Annotated in this window: 17 protein-coding genes; 9 read left to right on the top strand and 8 right to left on the bottom strand. The window is 43.0% G+C overall.

Going from position 1 to position 17,379, the window contains the following annotated elements; genetic code table 11:
• Window positions 1-35: 35 nt before the first annotated feature.
• A complete protein-coding gene (locus tag I5M19_RS11125) occupies window positions 36-311 on the bottom strand; it encodes a hypothetical protein (RefSeq protein WP_200066405.1) in 276 nt (91 codons plus the stop codon).
• Window positions 312-314: 3 nt separating this feature from the next.
• The gene (locus I5M19_RS11120; protein ID WP_200066404.1) at window positions 315-902 is read right to left on the bottom strand and encodes a sigma-70 family RNA polymerase sigma factor; all 588 of its coding nucleotides are present in this window, start codon (window positions 900-902) and stop codon (window positions 315-317) included.
• A gap of 211 nt (window positions 903-1,113) precedes the next feature.
• On the opposite strand from I5M19_RS11120, the gene I5M19_RS11115 reads away from it, so the two are divergent.
• The 4 genes from I5M19_RS11115 to I5M19_RS11100 are packed head-to-tail and all read left to right on the top strand — an operon-like array spanning window position 1,114 to window position 4,851.
• A complete protein-coding gene (locus tag I5M19_RS11115) occupies window positions 1,114-1,926 on the top strand; it encodes a DUF1223 domain-containing protein (RefSeq protein ID WP_200066403.1) in 813 nt (270 codons plus the stop codon).
• A 27-nt stretch (window positions 1,927-1,953) separates the two neighbouring features.
• Window positions 1,954-2,652 carry a cytochrome b/b6 domain-containing protein gene (locus tag I5M19_RS11110; RefSeq protein WP_235985827.1) on the top strand — a complete coding sequence of 233 codons (699 nt, stop codon included), beginning with the start codon at window positions 1,954-1,956 and terminating at the stop codon, window positions 2,650-2,652.
• Complete coding sequence (locus I5M19_RS11105; protein ID WP_200066402.1) at window positions 2,642-3,418, top strand: molybdopterin-dependent oxidoreductase; 777 nt, start codon at window positions 2,642-2,644, stop codon at window positions 3,416-3,418. The genes I5M19_RS11110 and I5M19_RS11105 overlap by 11 nt, the downstream gene beginning before the upstream one ends.
• 59 nt (window positions 3,419-3,477) lie before the next feature.
• Window positions 3,478-4,851 (top strand): MFS transporter, encoded by a 1,374-nt coding sequence (locus I5M19_RS11100; protein ID WP_200066401.1) that lies wholly within the window; start codon window positions 3,478-3,480, stop codon window positions 4,849-4,851.
• Here the strand turns inward: I5M19_RS11100 and I5M19_RS11095 are convergent.
• Window positions 4,845-6,083: an SAM-dependent methyltransferase gene (locus tag I5M19_RS11095; RefSeq protein ID WP_200066400.1), complete on the bottom strand. Its 1,239-nt coding sequence runs from the start codon at window positions 6,081-6,083 to the stop codon at window positions 4,845-4,847. The two genes, I5M19_RS11100 and I5M19_RS11095, sit on opposite strands and share 7 nt — an antisense overlap.
• Before the next feature lie 67 nt (window positions 6,084-6,150).
• Entirely contained in the window at window positions 6,151-6,975 is an 825-nt protein-coding gene (locus I5M19_RS11090; protein ID WP_200066399.1) for a DUF1365 domain-containing protein, read from the bottom strand.
• A gap of 136 nt (window positions 6,976-7,111) precedes the next feature.
• Here I5M19_RS11090 and I5M19_RS11085 point away from each other — a divergent pair, with 136 nt between their 5' ends.
• The 3 genes from I5M19_RS11085 (at window position 7,112) to ypfJ (ending at window position 11,211) form a co-directional block, all read left to right on the top strand.
• Window positions 7,112-8,983: a M61 family metallopeptidase gene (locus I5M19_RS11085; RefSeq protein WP_200066398.1), complete on the top strand. Its 1,872-nt coding sequence runs from the start codon at window positions 7,112-7,114 to the stop codon at window positions 8,981-8,983.
• Window positions 8,984-8,989: 6 nt separating this feature from the next.
• Entirely contained in the window at window positions 8,990-10,282 is a 1,293-nt protein-coding gene (locus tag I5M19_RS11080; RefSeq protein WP_200066397.1) for a M20/M25/M40 family metallo-hydrolase, read from the top strand.
• An 83-nt stretch (window positions 10,283-10,365) separates the two neighbouring features.
• Complete coding sequence (gene ypfJ, locus I5M19_RS11075; protein ID WP_200066396.1) at window positions 10,366-11,211, top strand: KPN_02809 family neutral zinc metallopeptidase; 846 nt, start codon at window positions 10,366-10,368, stop codon at window positions 11,209-11,211.
• A 96-nt stretch (window positions 11,212-11,307) separates the two neighbouring features.
• Here the strand turns inward: ypfJ and I5M19_RS11070 are convergent, their stop codons facing one another.
• Both I5M19_RS11070 and I5M19_RS11065 read right to left on the bottom strand, forming a co-directional pair.
• Window positions 11,308-12,045, bottom strand: a complete 738-nt coding sequence (locus tag I5M19_RS11070) for a lysophospholipid acyltransferase family protein (RefSeq protein WP_200066395.1) — start codon at window positions 12,043-12,045, stop codon at window positions 11,308-11,310.
• Between the two features lie 45 nt (window positions 12,046-12,090).
• Complete coding sequence (locus tag I5M19_RS11065; RefSeq protein WP_394370713.1) at window positions 12,091-12,687, bottom strand: NUDIX domain-containing protein; 597 nt, start codon at window positions 12,685-12,687, stop codon at window positions 12,091-12,093.
• Between the two features lie 102 nt (window positions 12,688-12,789).
• On the opposite strand from I5M19_RS11065, the gene I5M19_RS11060 reads away from it, so the two are divergent.
• The gene (locus tag I5M19_RS11060) at window positions 12,790-14,238 is read left to right on the top strand and encodes a glycosyl hydrolase (protein ID WP_200066394.1); all 1,449 of its coding nucleotides are present in this window, start codon (window positions 12,790-12,792) and stop codon (window positions 14,236-14,238) included.
• Window positions 14,239-14,284: 46 nt separating this feature from the next.
• Here I5M19_RS11060 and I5M19_RS11055 read toward each other — a convergent pair whose 3' ends face one another.
• The gene (locus I5M19_RS11055; protein ID WP_200066393.1) at window positions 14,285-15,214 is read right to left on the bottom strand and encodes an EamA family transporter; all 930 of its coding nucleotides are present in this window, start codon (window positions 15,212-15,214) and stop codon (window positions 14,285-14,287) included.
• Window positions 15,215-15,329: 115 nt separating this feature from the next.
• Between I5M19_RS11055 and I5M19_RS11050 the strand changes: the two genes are divergently transcribed.
• Window positions 15,330-15,977: a CGNR zinc finger domain-containing protein gene (locus I5M19_RS11050; protein ID WP_200066392.1), complete on the top strand. Its 648-nt coding sequence runs from the start codon at window positions 15,330-15,332 to the stop codon at window positions 15,975-15,977.
• A 38-nt stretch (window positions 15,978-16,015) separates the two neighbouring features.
• Here I5M19_RS11050 and metK read toward each other — a convergent pair whose 3' ends face one another.
• Window positions 16,016-17,266: a methionine adenosyltransferase gene (gene metK, locus I5M19_RS11045; protein ID WP_200066391.1), complete on the bottom strand. Its 1,251-nt coding sequence runs from the start codon at window positions 17,264-17,266 to the stop codon at window positions 16,016-16,018.
• Window positions 17,267-17,379: the final 113 nt, after the last annotated feature.

Raw genomic sequence — 17,379 nt, 5'->3', positions numbered from 1 at the left:
CCTGGTTTGTCGGCTCTTATGGTTAAACCTTACAGTCAATCACTATTTAATTTATCAGTTATACGTTCTTGTAACTCTATTTTAAATTTCTCATCCATGGTAACAGGTTTGCCGGCAACCGTCTTAAACATTCGCTGCATCATCCTATTAATTTTATCGCTTTGTTTGGCATATAATTTACAGGCATCGCAGCCAATAAGGTGTATGCGCAGTTCAACGCTTTCTTTCAGGGTTATTTTACCCAGCAGTTTTTTCTCTATTAAAAAAGTAGCCTGCTTGCAGTTATACCTTATTTTATTTAATTCATTCATGGCTTATATCCAATTTTTTTGAAGGCAGGCCCTCAGGTTCACTTTTGCCCTGTGTATGATCACCCAAAAGTTTGAGGCACTTATTTTTAGTTCTGCGCAAATTGTATCGGTAAGTTCATCGTCCATATGTTTCATGCTGAAAACCGATAACCAAAGCGCGGGTAACTTTTGCATGCACTGTTGAAGAATGCGGTTAAATTCCTTGCTCATTAAAGGGTCGCTGTGGTCGATGCCGAAAGGTTGGGGGGCATGTTCATTATTCCAATGGCCGGTAGTTTCCGAAAAAAAATCACCTTGTTCATCTTCGGCCCTATTCACATCTATCATTTGCAACCCTGATGATCGTTTACGATAAACATCAATTATCTTATTTTTTAGTATGGCTGTAAGCCATGTGCGTTCCGAGCTTTTTCCCTCAAACCTATGCATCCCTTCCAGGGCAGATAAAAAGGTTTCCTGCACCAGATCGCGCGCCTGTTCCTGGTTTTGTATCCGTGTAATTGCGTATGCGTATAAATAATCGGCATACATATTAACCCATTCTTGCGGTTTAAGCAGTTCGTGTGTTTCCGCTCTTTTTGTTTTATCCATTGTAGTAAATCGGGTACTTAGTCGTTTAAATAACTAAACCTTACAAAAAACATCACATTAGTTTTACAATTGTGCTTGCCTTTTTATACGTATATATCAAAGGGATTTACCTGTATATTTATGGTATAAATTAATCTTCAATAAAATTAAACTATTTGTAAGGTTTTTTACCGATGGCCGACTAACCCGGCGTAAGTAAACATAAAAGGACATGAAAACGATAAAAATATTAATGCTCGCGGGATGCCTGGTTATTGCAGGATTAGTTTCAGCGGCTATTTTAACAAAAAAAGATGCCGGTGATAAAAATAAAGTTTCCGCAAATGCTGCCGATGATAATGGCTTTGCGGTAGTAGAACTTTTTACCTCCGAAGGCTGCTCAAGCTGCCCCCCTGCTGATGAACTGGTAGCACGTGTGCAAAAGGAATACGCAGGTAAGCCGGTTTATATTTTAGCTTATCATGTTGATTACTGGAACCGCCTGGGCTGGAAAGATGTTTTCAGTAAAGCGGAGTATTCACAAAGGCAAAGCAAATATGCGCAATGGCTTAATTTAAGATCGGTTTATACACCGCAGGCTGTAGTTAACGGGCAAAAAGAATTTGTAGGATCCTCAACAGGTACATTGCACAATGCTATAATTGCCGGGTTAAGAAAATCAACAAATGCAGCGTTAGTTATAACCGAGGTGCATGCCACAAACAAACAGGCAACCGTAAAATACACTACCGAAGGCGCGCCGGGTAATGCCGCATTGCTTTTAGCTGTAGTGCAAAAAAAGGCGGTATCAAATGTAAAAAGGGGCGAAAACGGTGGCCGTACTTTAACGCATGTGCAAATTGTACGTGAAATTGAAAACGTAACTTTGGAAGGTAAAAGATCCGGAACTGCAACGATCACATTGCCTGCTAATTTTTCGGCCCGTGAATATGAAATCATCGGCTTTGTACAAAACAGTGCCAGCGGCGAAATTTTAGCGGCATCACGCTCTGCATTCAATACTACGGATATTGCCAGTAATTAATAACATACCAAAACCTCTCCCGATAAAATGAAAAGAATAAAAGAAAAGCACTCCCTGCTGATGCGATGGACCCACTGGGTTAATTTCCCCATCCTTACTGTAATGATATGGAGCGGAATGCTGATCTACTGGGCTAATGATGAGTATAGCCTTTCCATATTTGGTGCGACCATTTTTAACTTTTTTCCGGACGGATTTTATACGGCGTTAAATATTCCGCATCGTCTGGCCGAAGGGATGGCGTTTCACTTTTTATTTATGTGGATTTTTGCCATAAACGGTTTGGTGTATGTTTTATATACCCTTATATCAGGTGCCTGGCGCGAACTTCTGCCTAATCGCCATTCATTTAAAGAGGCATGGCTGGTGCTGCTGCATGATCTGCATATCCGCAAAATGGCCCCACCTCAAAAAAAGTACAATGCCGCCCAGCGTATAGCTTATACTGCTATAATTGTCATGGGTTTCGGCTCTCTTATTACCGGGCTTGCCATATATAAGCCGGTACAGTTTTATTACCTCACATGGCTTTGCGGTGGTTATCATACCGCACGCATAATACATTTTATATTAACTATTGGCTACGTGTTATTCTTTTTGGTACATGTTATACAGGTTATCCTGGCTGGCTGGAACAATTTCCGTTCTGTTATCTCCGGCTTCGAAATAGTTAACGATAAACCTAAACCGGCAACCCAATCAACTCCCGCTAAAGATGGAAACTAAACATAAAAAAAAGGAACTTACCGTTGACCAAAAAATAAAAAGGCGCAACTTTATTTCGTTTGGGATATTTGCTGTATTATCGGGCGCTGCTTACGAAGGTTGGCAGTGGCTTTACCATTCACCGGCAGAGGAACAGGGAGTAACTGCGGGCGCACATAAGCCATTACGCAGGGCACTAAATAAAACCGAACTTTTTTTCCGGAACTTTTTTAGTAATAATCATCTGGTAAAAACCTATCCAAAAGAACGGGCGGCTAAAAATGTACGCCATAACAGTGATATAGGCTCGGGCGGTACACCAAACCTTGATAACTATATGCTGCAAGTTAAAAGGCTTTCTGGTGAAGTACTTAACATCAGTATGGATCAAATCAGGGCTTTGCCAAAAACAGAGATAGTTTACGATTTTAAATGTGTGGAGGGTTGGGATCAGATACAATATTGGGGTGGCTTAAAATTTATTGACTTTATAGAGCATTTTAACCTGGCAGGAGATACCAGGGCGGCCTATGTAGGCCTAACCACACCTGATAAAGGTTATTATGTAGGTTTGGATATGCCAAGCGCGGTACATCCGCAAACTATTCTGGCTTATGAAATGAATGGTAAACCTGTTCCGGCAAATCACGGGGCACCGGTAAGGCTCATTATCCCGGTAAAGTATGGCATTAAAAATTTAAAACGAATTGGCAGCATCAATTTTAGCAACAAGCGCCCGCCTGATTACTGGGCCGAGCGGGGATACGACTATTATTCGGGTTTGTAGGAAGATAAAAGCAGTTAAAATTTTTAGCTTATCAACTTAATATTCGCATATTGCAGTTGATGGCCCTTGAGAAACTGCCCCTTTCCAAACAACTTGCATACGCCTGCGGGATGATAGGCTGGAGCGTGATGACCAATATTATTATTGTGATGCTCCCGTACTTTTACCTCCCGCCATCAAATGCAGGCCTTCAGCCACTTATTCCACAGCTATTATTGTTCGGGTTGTTCAATATCATGTCCATCATCACTGCATCAGGCCGCCTGGTAGATGCTTTTTTTGACCCGTTTATAGCCTCCCTCAGCGATAAAAGTAATAACAAGCGGGGCAGGCGCATACCTTATATGCAATGGGCTGTTTTGCCTGCTGTGGTATTTTGCTGCCTCACATTTTATCCGCTGGTGAAAGGCGAAAGCGTTTATAATGCATGGTGGCTAACCTTAACCCTGATTTGTTTTTTTATGGGAGCAACAGCCTACATTATCCCCTATAATGCCTTGCTGCCCGAGCTAACTAACACCGGAGCCGAAAGGGTAAAACTTTCTTCGTTACAGCAGGTAGGCTTTGTAATCGGCATTATACTTTCTGCCCTGGTAAATAATTTCGCGGATGTGGTAGAGCATGTTTTTCACATTACTAACCGTGATAATGCCGTGCAATATACCATTTGGGGCTTGGCCCTTTTTGGCGGCCTGGTAATGCTGGTGCCGGTATTGGTCATTAATGAAAAAAAATACTCCAGCAGTATACCATCTCATCTGCCGCTTTTAACCGCCATTCGTAAAACTTTCCGCAACCGTAATTTTAAGTATTACCTCATATCCGATTTTTCGTACTACATGGCCCTTAGCATCATATCAAGCGGATTGTTGTTTTTTATAACTGTGCTGTTGCACCTGCCCGAGTCTGATGGCGGAATCTTAATGGGTACTATGGTTTTGGTATCGCTGTTATTTTATCCGCTGGTAAATTACCTGTCCAAAACAATCGGTAAGAAGCCAATCGTGCTGTTTTCTTTTGGCTTGTTGAGTTTAATTTTTGTGGCGATATTTTTTCTTGGCAAATTACCCCTGTCGCCCACTGCTCAAATTTATATATTGGTTATCAGTGCATCGTTCCCGCTGGCCTCATTGGGTATTTTACCTAATGCTATACTGGCCGAAATTGCGCAGAACGATGCCAGGCGTACAGGAGAAAACCGCGAAGGGATGTTTTTTGCGGTAAAATACTTATTTGTAAAGTTTGGCCAAACATTTGGCATTGCCCTCTTTGCTTTTTTAACCGTGTACGGTAAAGACCCGGGTAATGACTTTGGCTTGCGGCTTAACGGGATATGTGGCTGCGTTTTGTGCGTAATGGCTGTTATCTTCTTTAGCCGTTTCAGGGAGCGTAAGCCCGCGAAAGTTGTAAAGCAGCCTGTAAAAGATCAATAACTCACGTTGTTAGGGCGGGTATATACCAGGTGCATTACATTGATATTGCGCATGGCAAAGGCCGCTTCGCAATAGCACAGGTAATAGTTCCATTTACGTATAAAGGTATCATCAAATCCGAGTGAGCGCACCTTGCCTAAATTCTGATTGAACTGATCATACCATAACTTTAAAGTTTTGGCGTAATCCATACCTATATCTTTCAGGTCTACCATGGTCATGTCGCCGGTGCGGTTAACGGCACCGTTTATTGCCCCTACAGATGGAAGTAACGAACCCGGGAAAATGTGCTTTTGTATCCAGTCCACACCTTTTCTTAAACTATCGTATCTCGAATCGGGCGAAGTGATCACCTGCAAGGCAAGTATCCCGCTCTTTTTTAACAGATCATGGCATTTTTTAAAATACACATCCATGTATTTATGACCAACGGCTTCCAGCATCTCCACCGATACAATTTTATCAAACTTACCCTCCATCAGCCGGTAATCCTGTAATAATATTTTAACCTTATGGCTAAGCCCCGCAGCCTCAACACGTTCAACCGCCATTTTATGCTGCTCCTGCGATATGGTGAGCGATGTTACCTTGCAGCCATATTTCTGGGCCATATAAATAGCATTGCCACCCCATCCGCTACCTATTTCCAGTACATGGTCGGCAGGTTTTAAATGCAGCTGTCTACACAACCTGTCATATTTAGCAAGCTGGGCTTCTTCTAAACTTAAACCATCCCGATAAAAATATGCGCTGGAGTAGGTCATGGTCGGGTCCAGAAAACTGGCAAAAAAATCATTGTTCAGGTCGTAATGCGCCGATATATTTTTGCGCGATCCGTTAAGCGTATTGGCCCTTTTAATATGGCTTAGCTTGTTAAGCCACTTTAGCAGGTTAAGCGCTAAGGTTTGGGTTTTACTACCCGAAAGCCCGGGCGCACTCTCCACATTCAGCAAAACCCACTTTATAACATTAGTAATGTTATCCGTATCCCATACTCCGTCAACATATGCCTCTCCAAAGCCAATGTCTCCAAACAGGATAAGGCGTTTATAAAACTCCACATTATTGACCACTATATTGGCAGTCACATTCCCCTCGCCGTTCCCTATCATCATTACATCGCCTCCCGGTAAGGTCAGGTATAAAGTGCCTTTCTCCATTTTGTTTAAAAAACGGAGAACCAGATCCTGATAAAAACTGTTTTTTTTGACTAATGTGATAGAATCGGCCATTGGTAAAGTATCTGTATACGTCGTTATTTTATAGGATGTACGAATTATAATTGGCAATAGGTTTTTACTAAGTTATATAATTTGATTTATAAGGGCGATAAACCTCCTGTTGTAAATCTTTATCATCTGCTTTTTTATGATAAGGTATTTTTTTAAACCAGAGTTTAAGCGCCTGCCAGTGTATAAGCCCGATAACTTTCAGCGTAATCAGCGGAAAGCTGATAAAATATTTTAGCAGGTTGGTATCATTAAGGGGCTTACGGTTTCCGGTTAAGGTGCTTATAAAAAAGCGGTTGCCTTGCTTGTCATAATCATCTATCCTTATCTGCAGCTTTTCGCCGGGAATATGCAGGTCAAAATCAAAATGCGTATCCATGTCAATAAACGGTGACACATAAAAATACTTTTCGGTATTTAGTTTAAAAGTATCGCCTGTTTTAGTAGCTGACCCTAAAAAATAGGGTTTCATTTCGCGGAAGGTATTACAAACCTCTACTACAGAACATACAGGTTTATCCTGCTCATCGTAACAAAAATAAAACGACACCGGATTAAACTGATAGCCTAAAGTGCACAGGTTGGTAAGCACCATAATACGTTTTGGAGCAATGGCTATACCGTTGGCCAGTAAATAATCATTTAAATGCTGGCGTGTAGTTTTATTAGTATCAGGATTTTCGCGAGGCAGCTGTAAATGATCCTTATCCCTGAAATTGAATAAATTGAACCGGTTACGGCTCATCAGTTTAAGCTTGTTATGCAACGTGTCAATCTCATCCAGATCAAGGTAAAACATAAATACCTCGTAATGGAACCTATGTACTTTAGGTGCCATGCGGTGGTGCATTACTTTAGCCTTATATAAACAGGAATTAAAAGCGGCGTTTGCCATAGGTTTAAATATACGTTAAAATTCATATTCCGGATGAATGGCCCGTTCCATGTAATTTCACTTGTAATAAAATTGATAGATTACTTTTACACATTTAATGGTAATTTAACCCCCTGTATCAGATCATCATCACAATATGAAGAAATTGTTTTTGTTTGGAGCCGCCTGTTTGCTGGCTTCCGCCACTATGGCACAATCAACCCAAAACGCTATATTTTATACGGTATCGTTCCCTAATGCGGTACACCACGAGGCCGAAATAACCATGACTATACCACAGGTGCCTGCCGGGCCGTTGCGTGTTCGCATGAGCCGTTCATCTCCGGGTAGGTATGCCACCCATGAGTTTGGTAAAAATGTTTATAATGTAAAGGCTTATGGCGATAATAATAAGCCGTTAGATATTAAACAACTCGAAGGCGACGTATACGAGATTCCGCAACATGGCGCTATGGTAAAAATAGCTTATACCCTTTTTGGTAACTGGACAGATGGTACCTACGCAAGTATCGAACCCAGTCACGCCCACTTGAACATGCCTGCCAGTTTTATGTGGGCCTATGGTATGGACAAGCGCCCCGTTGAATTTAAGTTTAACGATCTGGATAGATATGGCTGGAAAGTAGCCACACAATTAAAGCCAATGGGCAACGGTGTTTACTATGCCCGCGATCTGCAATACATGATGGACAGCCCTACCGAACTTTCGGACTATAAGGAAGTAAAATGGACGGTTACTAATACCGATGGAAAGGTGGAGAACATCAGACTCACCACCCACTCCGATGACAGCCAGCCCGTGATCAACAACTTTGCGGAGATGGTTAAAAAGGTAGTTTTAGAAGAAAAAGCCGTTTACGGCGAACTGCCAACCTATGATTATGGCAATTACACCTTTTTACAGGATGTGCACCCAAGCACCGCAGGCGATGGCATGGAGCACCGTAACTCAACTGTTATTGTACAGCCCATAAACAAAGTAGAAGGTAACGAAGTAAGGTTACTGGGTACTTTCGCTCATGAATATTTCCATAGCTGGAACGTAGAGCGTATCCGACCCACAACTTTGGAGCCTTTTAATTTCGAGCACGCTAACATGAGTAATGAGCTTTGGTGTGCCGAAGGTTTTACCCAATATTACGGAGAACTTGTTTTAACCCGTGCGGGTTTCCATACACCGGAGCAATATACCCGTACATTGGCGGGTTTAGTAAACTCTGTGCTTAACACACCCGGAGCTAAATACTTTACACCTATACAAGCCAGCCGTTACGCGGTTTATGCGGATGCAGGTGTAGCGGTTGATCAGTTGAACAGCGGCAACATATTCACCAGTTATTATTCTTACGGTGGAGCTACCGCTTTGGCGCTCGATTTAAAACTGCGCAGCGAGTTTAATCTTACACTTGATGATTTTATGCGCCAGTTATGGTTAGCTCATGGTAAAACAGAAAAATCATACAACGTTGCCGACTTGCAGGCTGTGTTAGCAAAAACAACTAATGACCCGGCTTTCGCTGCGGATTTTTTTAAACGTTACATCTACGGAACAGAAAAAAATGATTACGCCGCTTTATTAGCCAACGCCGGATTTTTACTGCAAAAATCAGCACCGGGTAAAGCATGGATAGGGCCGATAGGTGGTAGCCGTGGCCGTGGCCGCTCCGGCCAGGCGCGTACCGGGTCGGGTAACGAGGGTGTGGCCATTACTTCGCCTACACAAATAGGTACTCCGCTTTACGAAGCAGGTATTGATGCTGATGATGTAATATTAAAGGCTGATGGTAAAGAAGTGGATGCGGACGGCTTAAACGAAGCAGTAGCTGCAAAAAAACCCGGAGATAAAATGAGCATTACCTATAAGAACCGTACCGGCGAACACGAAACCACACTTACCCTGGCCGAAAATCCGTACCTTGAGGTGGTTACTTATGAAAAAGCAGGTAAAGAGTTAACTAAAAAACAACAGGATTTCCGCGATAAATGGTTATCATCAAAAGTTAAATAACAGCACATGAAAAAATATTTAGTATCGGCCGCTTTTTTGGCCCTGTCGGTTTGCAGCTTCGCGCAGGATGTAAACAAAATGATAAAAGCTGATGATGTAGACCGCATCATCAAAACCCTTAGTGCCGATGACATGCAGGGAAGGGCAACTTTTTCGCCCGGAATTGATAAGGCCGCAACCTTTATTGAAGGTGAATTTAAAGCTGCCGGACTGCAGCCGTTAGCAGGCGCTACGGGTTTCCGTCAGAATTTTAGTATGACACGTACTACGCCTGTAAACCCTAAAGTAGTTTTTGATGGCGTGGCTATTCCCGAGGAAAATGTATCAGTATCCGCAGGTTCTTCATTCAGTTGGAATAACGATAGTGATGTGCAGATGATCACTATTGCAGATATGGCTAACTTTCGTAAGGAATACTCGGCTGCCATGCGTAGCGGTAAAAAATCTTTGATACTGCTGGATACTGCTTTAACTTCCATTTTTAAGCAAATTCATGCAAGAGGAATAGAGGGTAGGGTATCAGCTAAAGTAAATGATGCGCCCCCGGTGGTATTTGTGCTTGCGTCAACCAGCCCAAAATCTTTTCAGGTAAGCTGCGAAGTAAGATCCCAGGAGCTGCCATTATTTAATGTTGCCGGTATGATTCCCGGTAAAACAAAACCTGATGAATACGTAGTGTTTTCGGGGCATTATGATCATCTGGGGATTGTTAAACCTGTTGAAGGCGACAGTATTGCCAACGGCGCAGATGATGACGCTTCTGGTACTACTGCCGTTATCAGCCTGGCTAAATATTATAAAAAGCTAAACAATAATGCCCGTACACTCATATTTGTAGCATTCACAGCAGAGGAAATTGGCGGTTATGGCTCACAATACTTCTCCAAACAGCTCGATCCGGATAAGGTAGTAGCCATGTTCAACATTGAGATGATAGGTAAGGATTCTAAATTTGGTGATAACTCGGCATTTATTACCGGGTATGAACGTTCGGATTTTGGCAAGATCCTGCAAAAGAACCTGGAAGGCACGGCATTCAAATTTTATCCCGATCCATATCCCGCACAAAACCTGTTCTACCGCAGCGATAACGCTACCCTGGCAAGATTAGGTGTTCCGGCGCATACCATCTCTACCGATCAGATCGACGTGGATAAGCATTATCACCACGTAACGGATGAATACAGCACACTGGATGTAAAAAACATTATTGCAACTATACGTGCCATAGCATTAAGCTCACGCACCATAGTTTCCGGCGAAGACACACCAACGCGTGTAGGTAAACTGGAAAGATAATAATACGCTTAGTATAACTAAAATAAGGCTCAAACAATTGTTTGGGCCTTAATGTTAAATGGCTGAACTTAATCACATACAATATGCAATGGTTTGGCAGGCGCGAAAGCGGCAATGTTGAAGAAGGCAGCAGCGGCGGTGGCCGGGGTTTAGCCTTTGGTGGCGGCATTATAGGCATTATAGCTGCGGCTATCTACTTTTTTACCGGGGTTGATCCTTCGCAGATCGTTAATCAAATGCAGGACAATAGCCCGCAGGAAAATACCCGGTCTGCAGGGCCCGAAACTAATTCTAAAAAATTTGCACGTGTGGTTTTGGCCGATACAGAAGACATCTGGACAAAGCTGTTTAACGATATGGGCAAAACCTATCAGGAACCTGTAATGCACTTTTTTGATGGTGGTGTAACCACCGCATGCGGTTTCGCGCAATCGGCAACCGGGCCGTTTTATTGCCCGGGCGACCAAAAGGTGTACATTGATGTTTCTTTTTTTGATGAGTTGGAAAACAAATTTGGTGCCGCCGGCGATTTTGCTCAAGCCTATGTTATAGCTCATGAGGTGGGCCATCATGTACAGGATTTGCTTGGGGTAACCGCCAAAATGGATCAGGCGCGTAACCAGTTAAGTGAAACGGAGTATAACAAGCTATCGGTTAAGTTAGAATTACAGGCCGATTTTTATGCTGGCGTATGGGCGCACTATGAGCAGAGCATGAAAAATGTGCTTGATCCGGGCGATATAGAGGAGGCTTTGAACGCTGCTCACCAAATTGGCGACGACCGCCTGCAGGAGGAATACCAGGGGCGTGTTACACCCGACAGTTTTACCCATGGCACCAGCGCCCAACGTATGTATTGGTTTAAAAAGGGTTACGAGACCGGAGATTTAAGTCAGGGGAATACTTTTGCCGCTGCTGATCTGGAATGAGCTTATATGGTCGACAAGCTCACCAATACATGTACTTTTTTTGTTAGCACAGGGTCATCCTGAGTTTATCGAAGGATGAGCACAAGGCCGGAAACCTTATTCTCCATCAACCACCGCCCTTATGCGGTTCTCCACCTCTTTTACCAGTTCATCAACAGAGGTTTTACCGGGTTCAATAGGTTCCAGAACTTCCCAGCTCATGGGGGTAAAAGTATTTAACGGATAAAGCCCATAGCGTATCATCTTCCATGAATCTTTAATGGCAACGGGTACCAACAATGCGTCGGGGCATTTTTTTAACAGGGTGGCCACGCCTGCCGACTGAAAGGTTTTTACGTGTCCGTCTTTAGAGCGTGTGCCCTCCGGGAATATCATTGCCGACCATTTGTTCTCCTTCATCCGTGTACCGAACTTTACCAGCTCGGTAATAGATTGCCGTGGATCTTTCCGGTCTATATTCGCCCCACCGCCTACTTTAAGGTTATAGGAGATAGAGGGGATACCTTTGGTAAGCTCCACCTTTGATATGAATTTTGCATGATACTTTCGCAAAAAATAGATCATCGGCGGTATATCAAACAAGCTTTGGTGGTTAGCTATAAAAATGATGGAGCGGCCTATAGGCAAATCCTGTTTATTGGTAAATTTTACTGTATTACCTAAAATATAAAAAGTACTTACCAAACAAATGTTCAGTACATCAACCACTTTTTTATGGGCACCGTATCCCATAAATTTATAAGCAAACCATTGTATGGGTTGAAAAATGATCAGCATTAAAAAAAATGCCACAATCGCAAACGGCGATAAAATGTAGCCTAAAAACTTTTTCATCAACCCGCAAATTTAAATTTTTTTGAGATATGATAAACAGTTAGGTTACAAACGGTTTTCCAGTTGCATTAAACGTGCTTTTAATATAGCGGCTACAGTAAGCGAATCGGTTATTTCACCGTTCTGTACCATTTCATAAGCTTTTATAAAGGGCACCTTATTAATTATCAGTTGCTCGGTATCTTCTGGTTCGGGGTCAAATTGCTGCAGGCCCCGGGCAATATAAATAATAGCGAGTTCATCGCTTACCGAGTTGGACAGGTGCATGCGTTGTATCTCGGTCCATTCGCCGGCTTTTAATCCGGTTTCTTCCAGCAGTTCGCGTTTGGCCGATTCAAGGGGATCGGTCCTTAAAGGACCTCCGCCCTCCGGCATTTCCCAACTGTACTGGTCAAGTACAAAGCGGTACTGGCCAACCAAATAAGTATTCATGTCCTCGTCAAGCGGTAATATGCCAATGGCTAAATTTTTATAATGCAGTTTGCCGTAAATGCCGGGTTTGCCCGCAGGGTTTATTACCTGGTATTCGGTAACATTTATCCAGGGGTTATCATAAATTTCTTTTTCACTGCTAATCTGCCAGGGGTTTTCTGTAGGGTGATGCATGGTTATAAAGGTATTACAAATTAATATCGGGGGCATAATTTAGCGGTACTATTTTACAAGCATTCAGGACCATAGCATAATTTATTTACTTACAGTACCCCCACCTTTATGCTAAACCAACTAAATCAAATTTAACTCATGAAGAAAAAATTAGTTACATTATTAAAAAACAGTATAGCTGCTTTTTTATCAGCAGGATTATGTTTAAGCAGTTCCTGCACAAAGGATGTTTCGGCGCCGGCGGCGTCCGGAAATGCAGGAGTACAAACCACCAACCCGCGGGCTGCAACGCCTGTCGGGAAAAGCATTGTTTTAAGAGGCTTTAACGGAAAGTACCTCAGTGGTGAAAACGGGGCGCAGGCAGTAACCTGTACCCGGCCTGCGGCAGGCTCCTGGGAAACCTTTTTGGTAGTTGATGCAGGTGGCGGTAAAGTAGCTTTAAAAAGCCAGGGCAAATACCTTAGCAGTGAAAACGGCACGCAGGCGGTAACCTGCAACCGTACATCCTACAGTACCTGGGAAATGTTTGACTGGGTGGAGAGCGGCAACGGAAAAATAAGTCTTCGGGGTAATAACGGTAAATACATATCCAGCGAAAATGGCACACAGGCCGTAACCTGTAACCGTGCCACGGCTTCTGATTGGGAGTACTTTACGTACCAGGTGGTGCCGGGACCGCTGTCGTTCAAAAGCCTGAATTATTTATATAGCATCTCCGGGCAAAAAACGGTGGCAGGCCAACAGGGAATGCAATACTGGCAACCTATGAAAGATATCTCCAATAAATATCCGGGGTTATGGGGCGAAGATTTTTCGTTTCAGCCGTTTCAGGGAACATCAACTATGGCCCAATGGCGCAGTCTGGTTACCAGTACTGCTAAAACCCGGTGGAACAGCGGGGCGCTCATTGCCTTAATGTTTCATGCCTGCCCGCCAACACAGGCTGAGCCCTGCCAGTGGGACGGTGGTGTAAAAAGCCATTTAAGCGATAGTCAATGGAACGAACTGATTACCAATGGAACAACGCTGAATAATAACTGGAAAGCAAGGCTCGACCTGATTGCTACTTATTTGCAGGACCTGAAAAATAACGGGGTAGAGGTATTATTCCGCCCGTTTCATGAAATGAACCAGGGCGTTTTTTGGTGGGCAGGGCGCCCGGGGCCAAACGGTACCGCCAAATTGTATCAAATAACGCATGACTATCTGGTAAATACCAAAGGATTAACCAACCTGATATGGGTTTGGAACCTGCAGGATTTCGGCAGCTTATCAAGTGATCTGAATAGTTACGATCCGGGTTCATCATACTGGGATGTACTGGCGCTGGATAATTACGGCAGCGATGGCACCGGGTTTACCACCACAAAATATAACCTTTTACTGAATAAAGCGGGCAGCAAACCTATAGCCATTGGCGAATGCGGTACGCTGCCTACGTCAAGCTTACTGGCTTCACAGCCAAGGTGGGTATATTTACTGGGTTGGGCCGAGCTTACGCAACAACAAAATTCAAATTCGGCTATATCCGGGTTATATAACGCGGGTAATGTGTTCACGCTGGATGAAATGACGGGCTGGCAATAAATAAAGCAGTGTCAGTTTTTTTAAAGGGCCGCTATAAGCGGTCTTTTTATGCTACTGCCTTTTTACGGCTCCGGTAACCCGGAATGTTTACCAATAGTATGCCTAATAAAATAATAAAAAGGCTGATGACCTGGGCCCGGTTTACATTTTCATGCATCAGCAGCCAGCCAAGCACAACCGCCACCACCGGATTTACATAGGTATGCGTACTTACAATGGCGGGTGGTTTTATACTAATTAGCCATACAAAAGAGATATAAGCCACCAGCGACCCCATAACAATTAAAAAAACAAGCCCGCCCCAGGCGTCAAGCCCAATGTTTTTTAAAGAAAATTCTGTATATTCGCCTTTACATAAAGCGATAATGCCACACACTGCGGCCGCGGCCAGCAATTGTACTCCGGCATTCATCACTGATGAACTTCTGCCCTTGCTTTCTTTAGTAATTAACGATCCTAAAACCCATAAAACGGCACTTAATAAGGTAATAACAGCGGCAAGTGTTGCCATTGGCGAGGTGGTCGTGCTTGCAACGCCAAGTTTTAAAAACAAAAATATACCTGTAAACCCTATAAGCAGCCCGCTAAGAATATACTTGTTTGAAAAATATTCCGACCAACGTTTACGATCGATCAATAAAAACATTAATGGTTCGGTAGCTATTAAAACTGCCGCCTGCCCAGAGCTGATATATTGTTCGGCCCAGGCTATCATGCCGGTACCGCCTACCAGCATTAACGAGCCGCTTAGTGCATGCTTATAAATAAATTTTTTAGCAGGGAGTTTTTCACCCTTTAACAAACACCAAGCCAGTATAATTATACCGGCAAAAAAGTAGCGAAGGCCAACTAAAATAAATGGGGGGAAACCTTTTAACCCATAGGCTACCGCCAGATAGGTAGATCCCCATATTATATAAATATTAAAAAAAGCGAAGACGATCAGCCAACGCGGCGCAGTATTTTTTGATGTCATTTTAAAAAAAAAACAGGATTTTTTTATTACCGCTAAAACGCCCTGCAATAGTAAAAGTAAAAATTTTATTACTGCATAAGTGGCCTCTATACGTAAAAAATTCACTAATAATTATATGAGAAAAAAAGTAAATATTCAGAATCTGCCACGCATCGGCGGTTTTTTGTGCTTGGATTTTATTAATACCGTGCAAACCAGAAAAAAGGAAATGCCCACAGAATATTTAAGAGATTATTCGGAATATTTGATATGGTGTTACGAAATGGAGCTGCTTACCTACAACGAACTGCGCGAAACAAAACTAAACGAATACTGCTACGCCGGAACCGTAAAGTGTTGTTATAAACGAATAATTGATGCCCGTGAAATGTTATACAGGCTTTTCTCCTTACTGGCAAAAGGTAAGCCTGTTGCTGAAAGGGTAATGCAGCAATTTAATGCATGGGTAAAGGAGGCGTTAACACAAACTTACTTTGTATCTGATAAGGCAGGGATCCGCTTGGCCTGGAACAACCCCGAAGCTGAATTTGAGCGGCAGTTTTGGATGATCATTAAATCGGCGTATGATCTGCTGCAATCCGATAAGCTAAAACTGCTAAAAGAATGCCCCGGCTGCGGATGGTTGTTTTTAGATACCAGCGCCAAAGGTCACCGTAAGTGGTGCTGTACCGAAACCTGTGGCAGTATTAGTAAGGCCAAAAAATATTACCACACCCGTATTGCTGCGCCAAAAAAGCGGGCAACAAAAAAAGCGGTTTGTTAACAAGCCGCTTTTGTATGTATTATATAATGTACTATAAATTATAAACCGAAGGCGCTTTTTACCTTATCTACATAATCCAGTTTTTCCCAGGTAAATAATTCTACTTCTGTTGTAGTAGTTTGCCCGTCCGGACTGGTAAAAGTTTTGGTAACCGTTTGGCTTGGTTTACCAAAGTGCCCGTAAGCAGCAGTTTCACTGTAAATAGGATTGCGCAGTTTAAAACGGGTTTCAATAGCGTAAGGGGTCATGTCAAATATCGCCTCTACCTTTTTAGCTATATCGCCATCGCTTAAACCAAGTTTGCTTGTTCCGTAAGTGTTAACATATATACCCATTGGTTTAGCAACGCCAATAGCGTAGGATACCTGCACCAAAACTTCGGAACAAACACCGGCTGCAACCAGGTTTTTTGCAATATGGCGTGTGGCGTAAGCCGCGGAACGGTCAACCTTTGAAGGGTCTTTCCCCGAAAAAGCACCACCACCATGTGCTCCCTTACCACCATAGGTATCTACAATGATCTTACGGCCGGTTAAGCCGGTATCACCATGTGGCCCTCCTATAACAAATTTACCGGTGGGGTTAATGTGATATTTAATTTCGTCGTTAAAAAAGTGAGCGTATTTTGGGTATTTTGCTTTAACCCGCGGTATTAATATGCTGATGATATCCTTGCTGATTTTTTCCAGCATCGCTTTCTCTTCGTCAAAATCATCATGCTGGGTTGATATTACGATAGCATCAATCCTGATAGGCGTGTTGTTATCATCATACTCCAGTGTTACCTGTGATTTCGCATCAGGGCGTAGATATTGGATGTCGGTATTCTCGCGACGGATGGCAGCCAGTTCAATTAATAAAGCATGAGCAATATCCAGTGCCAGAGGCATATAGTTAGCAGTTTCGCTGGTAGCATAACCAAACATCATACCCTGGTCGCCGGCGCCCTGTTCCTCTTTAGCAGTACGGTCAATACCCTGGTTAATATCCGGTGATTGCTCGTGTATGGCCGATAGTACCCCGCATGAGCTGCCGTCGAACATATAGTCGCCTTTGGTATAACCAATTTTATTGATCACCTCGCGTGCGATTTTTTGTACATCTAAATAGGCTTTGGATTTTACCTCCCCGGCTAATATTACCTGCCCGGTAGTCACTAAAGTTTCGCAGGCAACTTTTGACTCCGGATCAAAAGCTAAAAAATTATCGATCAATGCGTCAGATATCTGGTCGGCTACCTTGTCCGGGTGCCCTTCAGATACCGATTCCGAGGTGAATAAATATGGCATATTGTTTTTTTAATAAACGTTAAACCGAAAGATATGGATTTTTTTGAACGTTGTAAAAGGGGCGGGGTTAGCACTTTTTTACGTGGTTGCAATCCTTTCCGGAACTATGCCGG

The organism is Mucilaginibacter segetis (assembly GCF_016522075.1).
In the GTDB taxonomy this organism is placed as follows: domain Bacteria; phylum Bacteroidota; class Bacteroidia; order Sphingobacteriales; family Sphingobacteriaceae; genus Mucilaginibacter; species Mucilaginibacter segetis.
The sequence above is the reverse complement of the archived record's forward strand: the minus strand, read 5'-3'. Positions and strand labels throughout refer to the sequence as shown.

Coding starts and splice junctions, on each gene's coding strand:
- I5M19_RS11125 (WP_200066405.1), bottom strand. CDS start 311: ATGAATGAATTAAATAAAATAAGGTATAACTGCAAGCAGGCTACTTTT.
- I5M19_RS11120 (WP_200066404.1), bottom strand. CDS start 902: ATGGATAAAACAAAAAGAGCGGAAACACACGAACTGCTTAAACCGCAA.
- I5M19_RS11115 (WP_200066403.1), top strand. CDS start 1,114: ATGAAAACGATAAAAATATTAATGCTCGCGGGATGCCTGGTTATTGCA.
- I5M19_RS11110 (WP_235985827.1), top strand. CDS start 1,954: ATGAAAAGAATAAAAGAAAAGCACTCCCTGCTGATGCGATGGACCCAC.
- I5M19_RS11105 (WP_200066402.1), top strand. CDS start 2,642: ATGGAAACTAAACATAAAAAAAAGGAACTTACCGTTGACCAAAAAATA.
- I5M19_RS11100 (WP_200066401.1), top strand. CDS start 3,478: ATGGCCCTTGAGAAACTGCCCCTTTCCAAACAACTTGCATACGCCTGC.
- I5M19_RS11095 (WP_200066400.1), bottom strand. CDS start 6,083: ATGGCCGATTCTATCACATTAGTCAAAAAAAACAGTTTTTATCAGGAT.
- I5M19_RS11090 (WP_200066399.1), bottom strand. CDS start 6,975: ATGGCAAACGCCGCTTTTAATTCCTGTTTATATAAGGCTAAAGTAATG.
- I5M19_RS11085 (WP_200066398.1), top strand. CDS start 7,112: ATGAAGAAATTGTTTTTGTTTGGAGCCGCCTGTTTGCTGGCTTCCGCC.
- I5M19_RS11080 (WP_200066397.1), top strand. CDS start 8,990: ATGAAAAAATATTTAGTATCGGCCGCTTTTTTGGCCCTGTCGGTTTGC.
- ypfJ (WP_200066396.1), top strand. CDS start 10,366: ATGCAATGGTTTGGCAGGCGCGAAAGCGGCAATGTTGAAGAAGGCAGC.
- I5M19_RS11070 (WP_200066395.1), bottom strand. CDS start 12,045: ATGAAAAAGTTTTTAGGCTACATTTTATCGCCGTTTGCGATTGTGGCA.
- I5M19_RS11065 (WP_394370713.1), bottom strand. CDS start 12,687: ATGCCCCCGATATTAATTTGTAATACCTTTATAACCATGCATCACCCT.
- I5M19_RS11060 (WP_200066394.1), top strand. CDS start 12,790: ATGAAGAAAAAATTAGTTACATTATTAAAAAACAGTATAGCTGCTTTT.
- I5M19_RS11055 (WP_200066393.1), bottom strand. CDS start 15,214: ATGACATCAAAAAATACTGCGCCGCGTTGGCTGATCGTCTTCGCTTTT.
- I5M19_RS11050 (WP_200066392.1), top strand. CDS start 15,330: ATGAGAAAAAAAGTAAATATTCAGAATCTGCCACGCATCGGCGGTTTT.
- metK (WP_200066391.1), bottom strand. CDS start 17,266: ATGCCATATTTATTCACCTCGGAATCGGTATCTGAAGGGCACCCGGAC.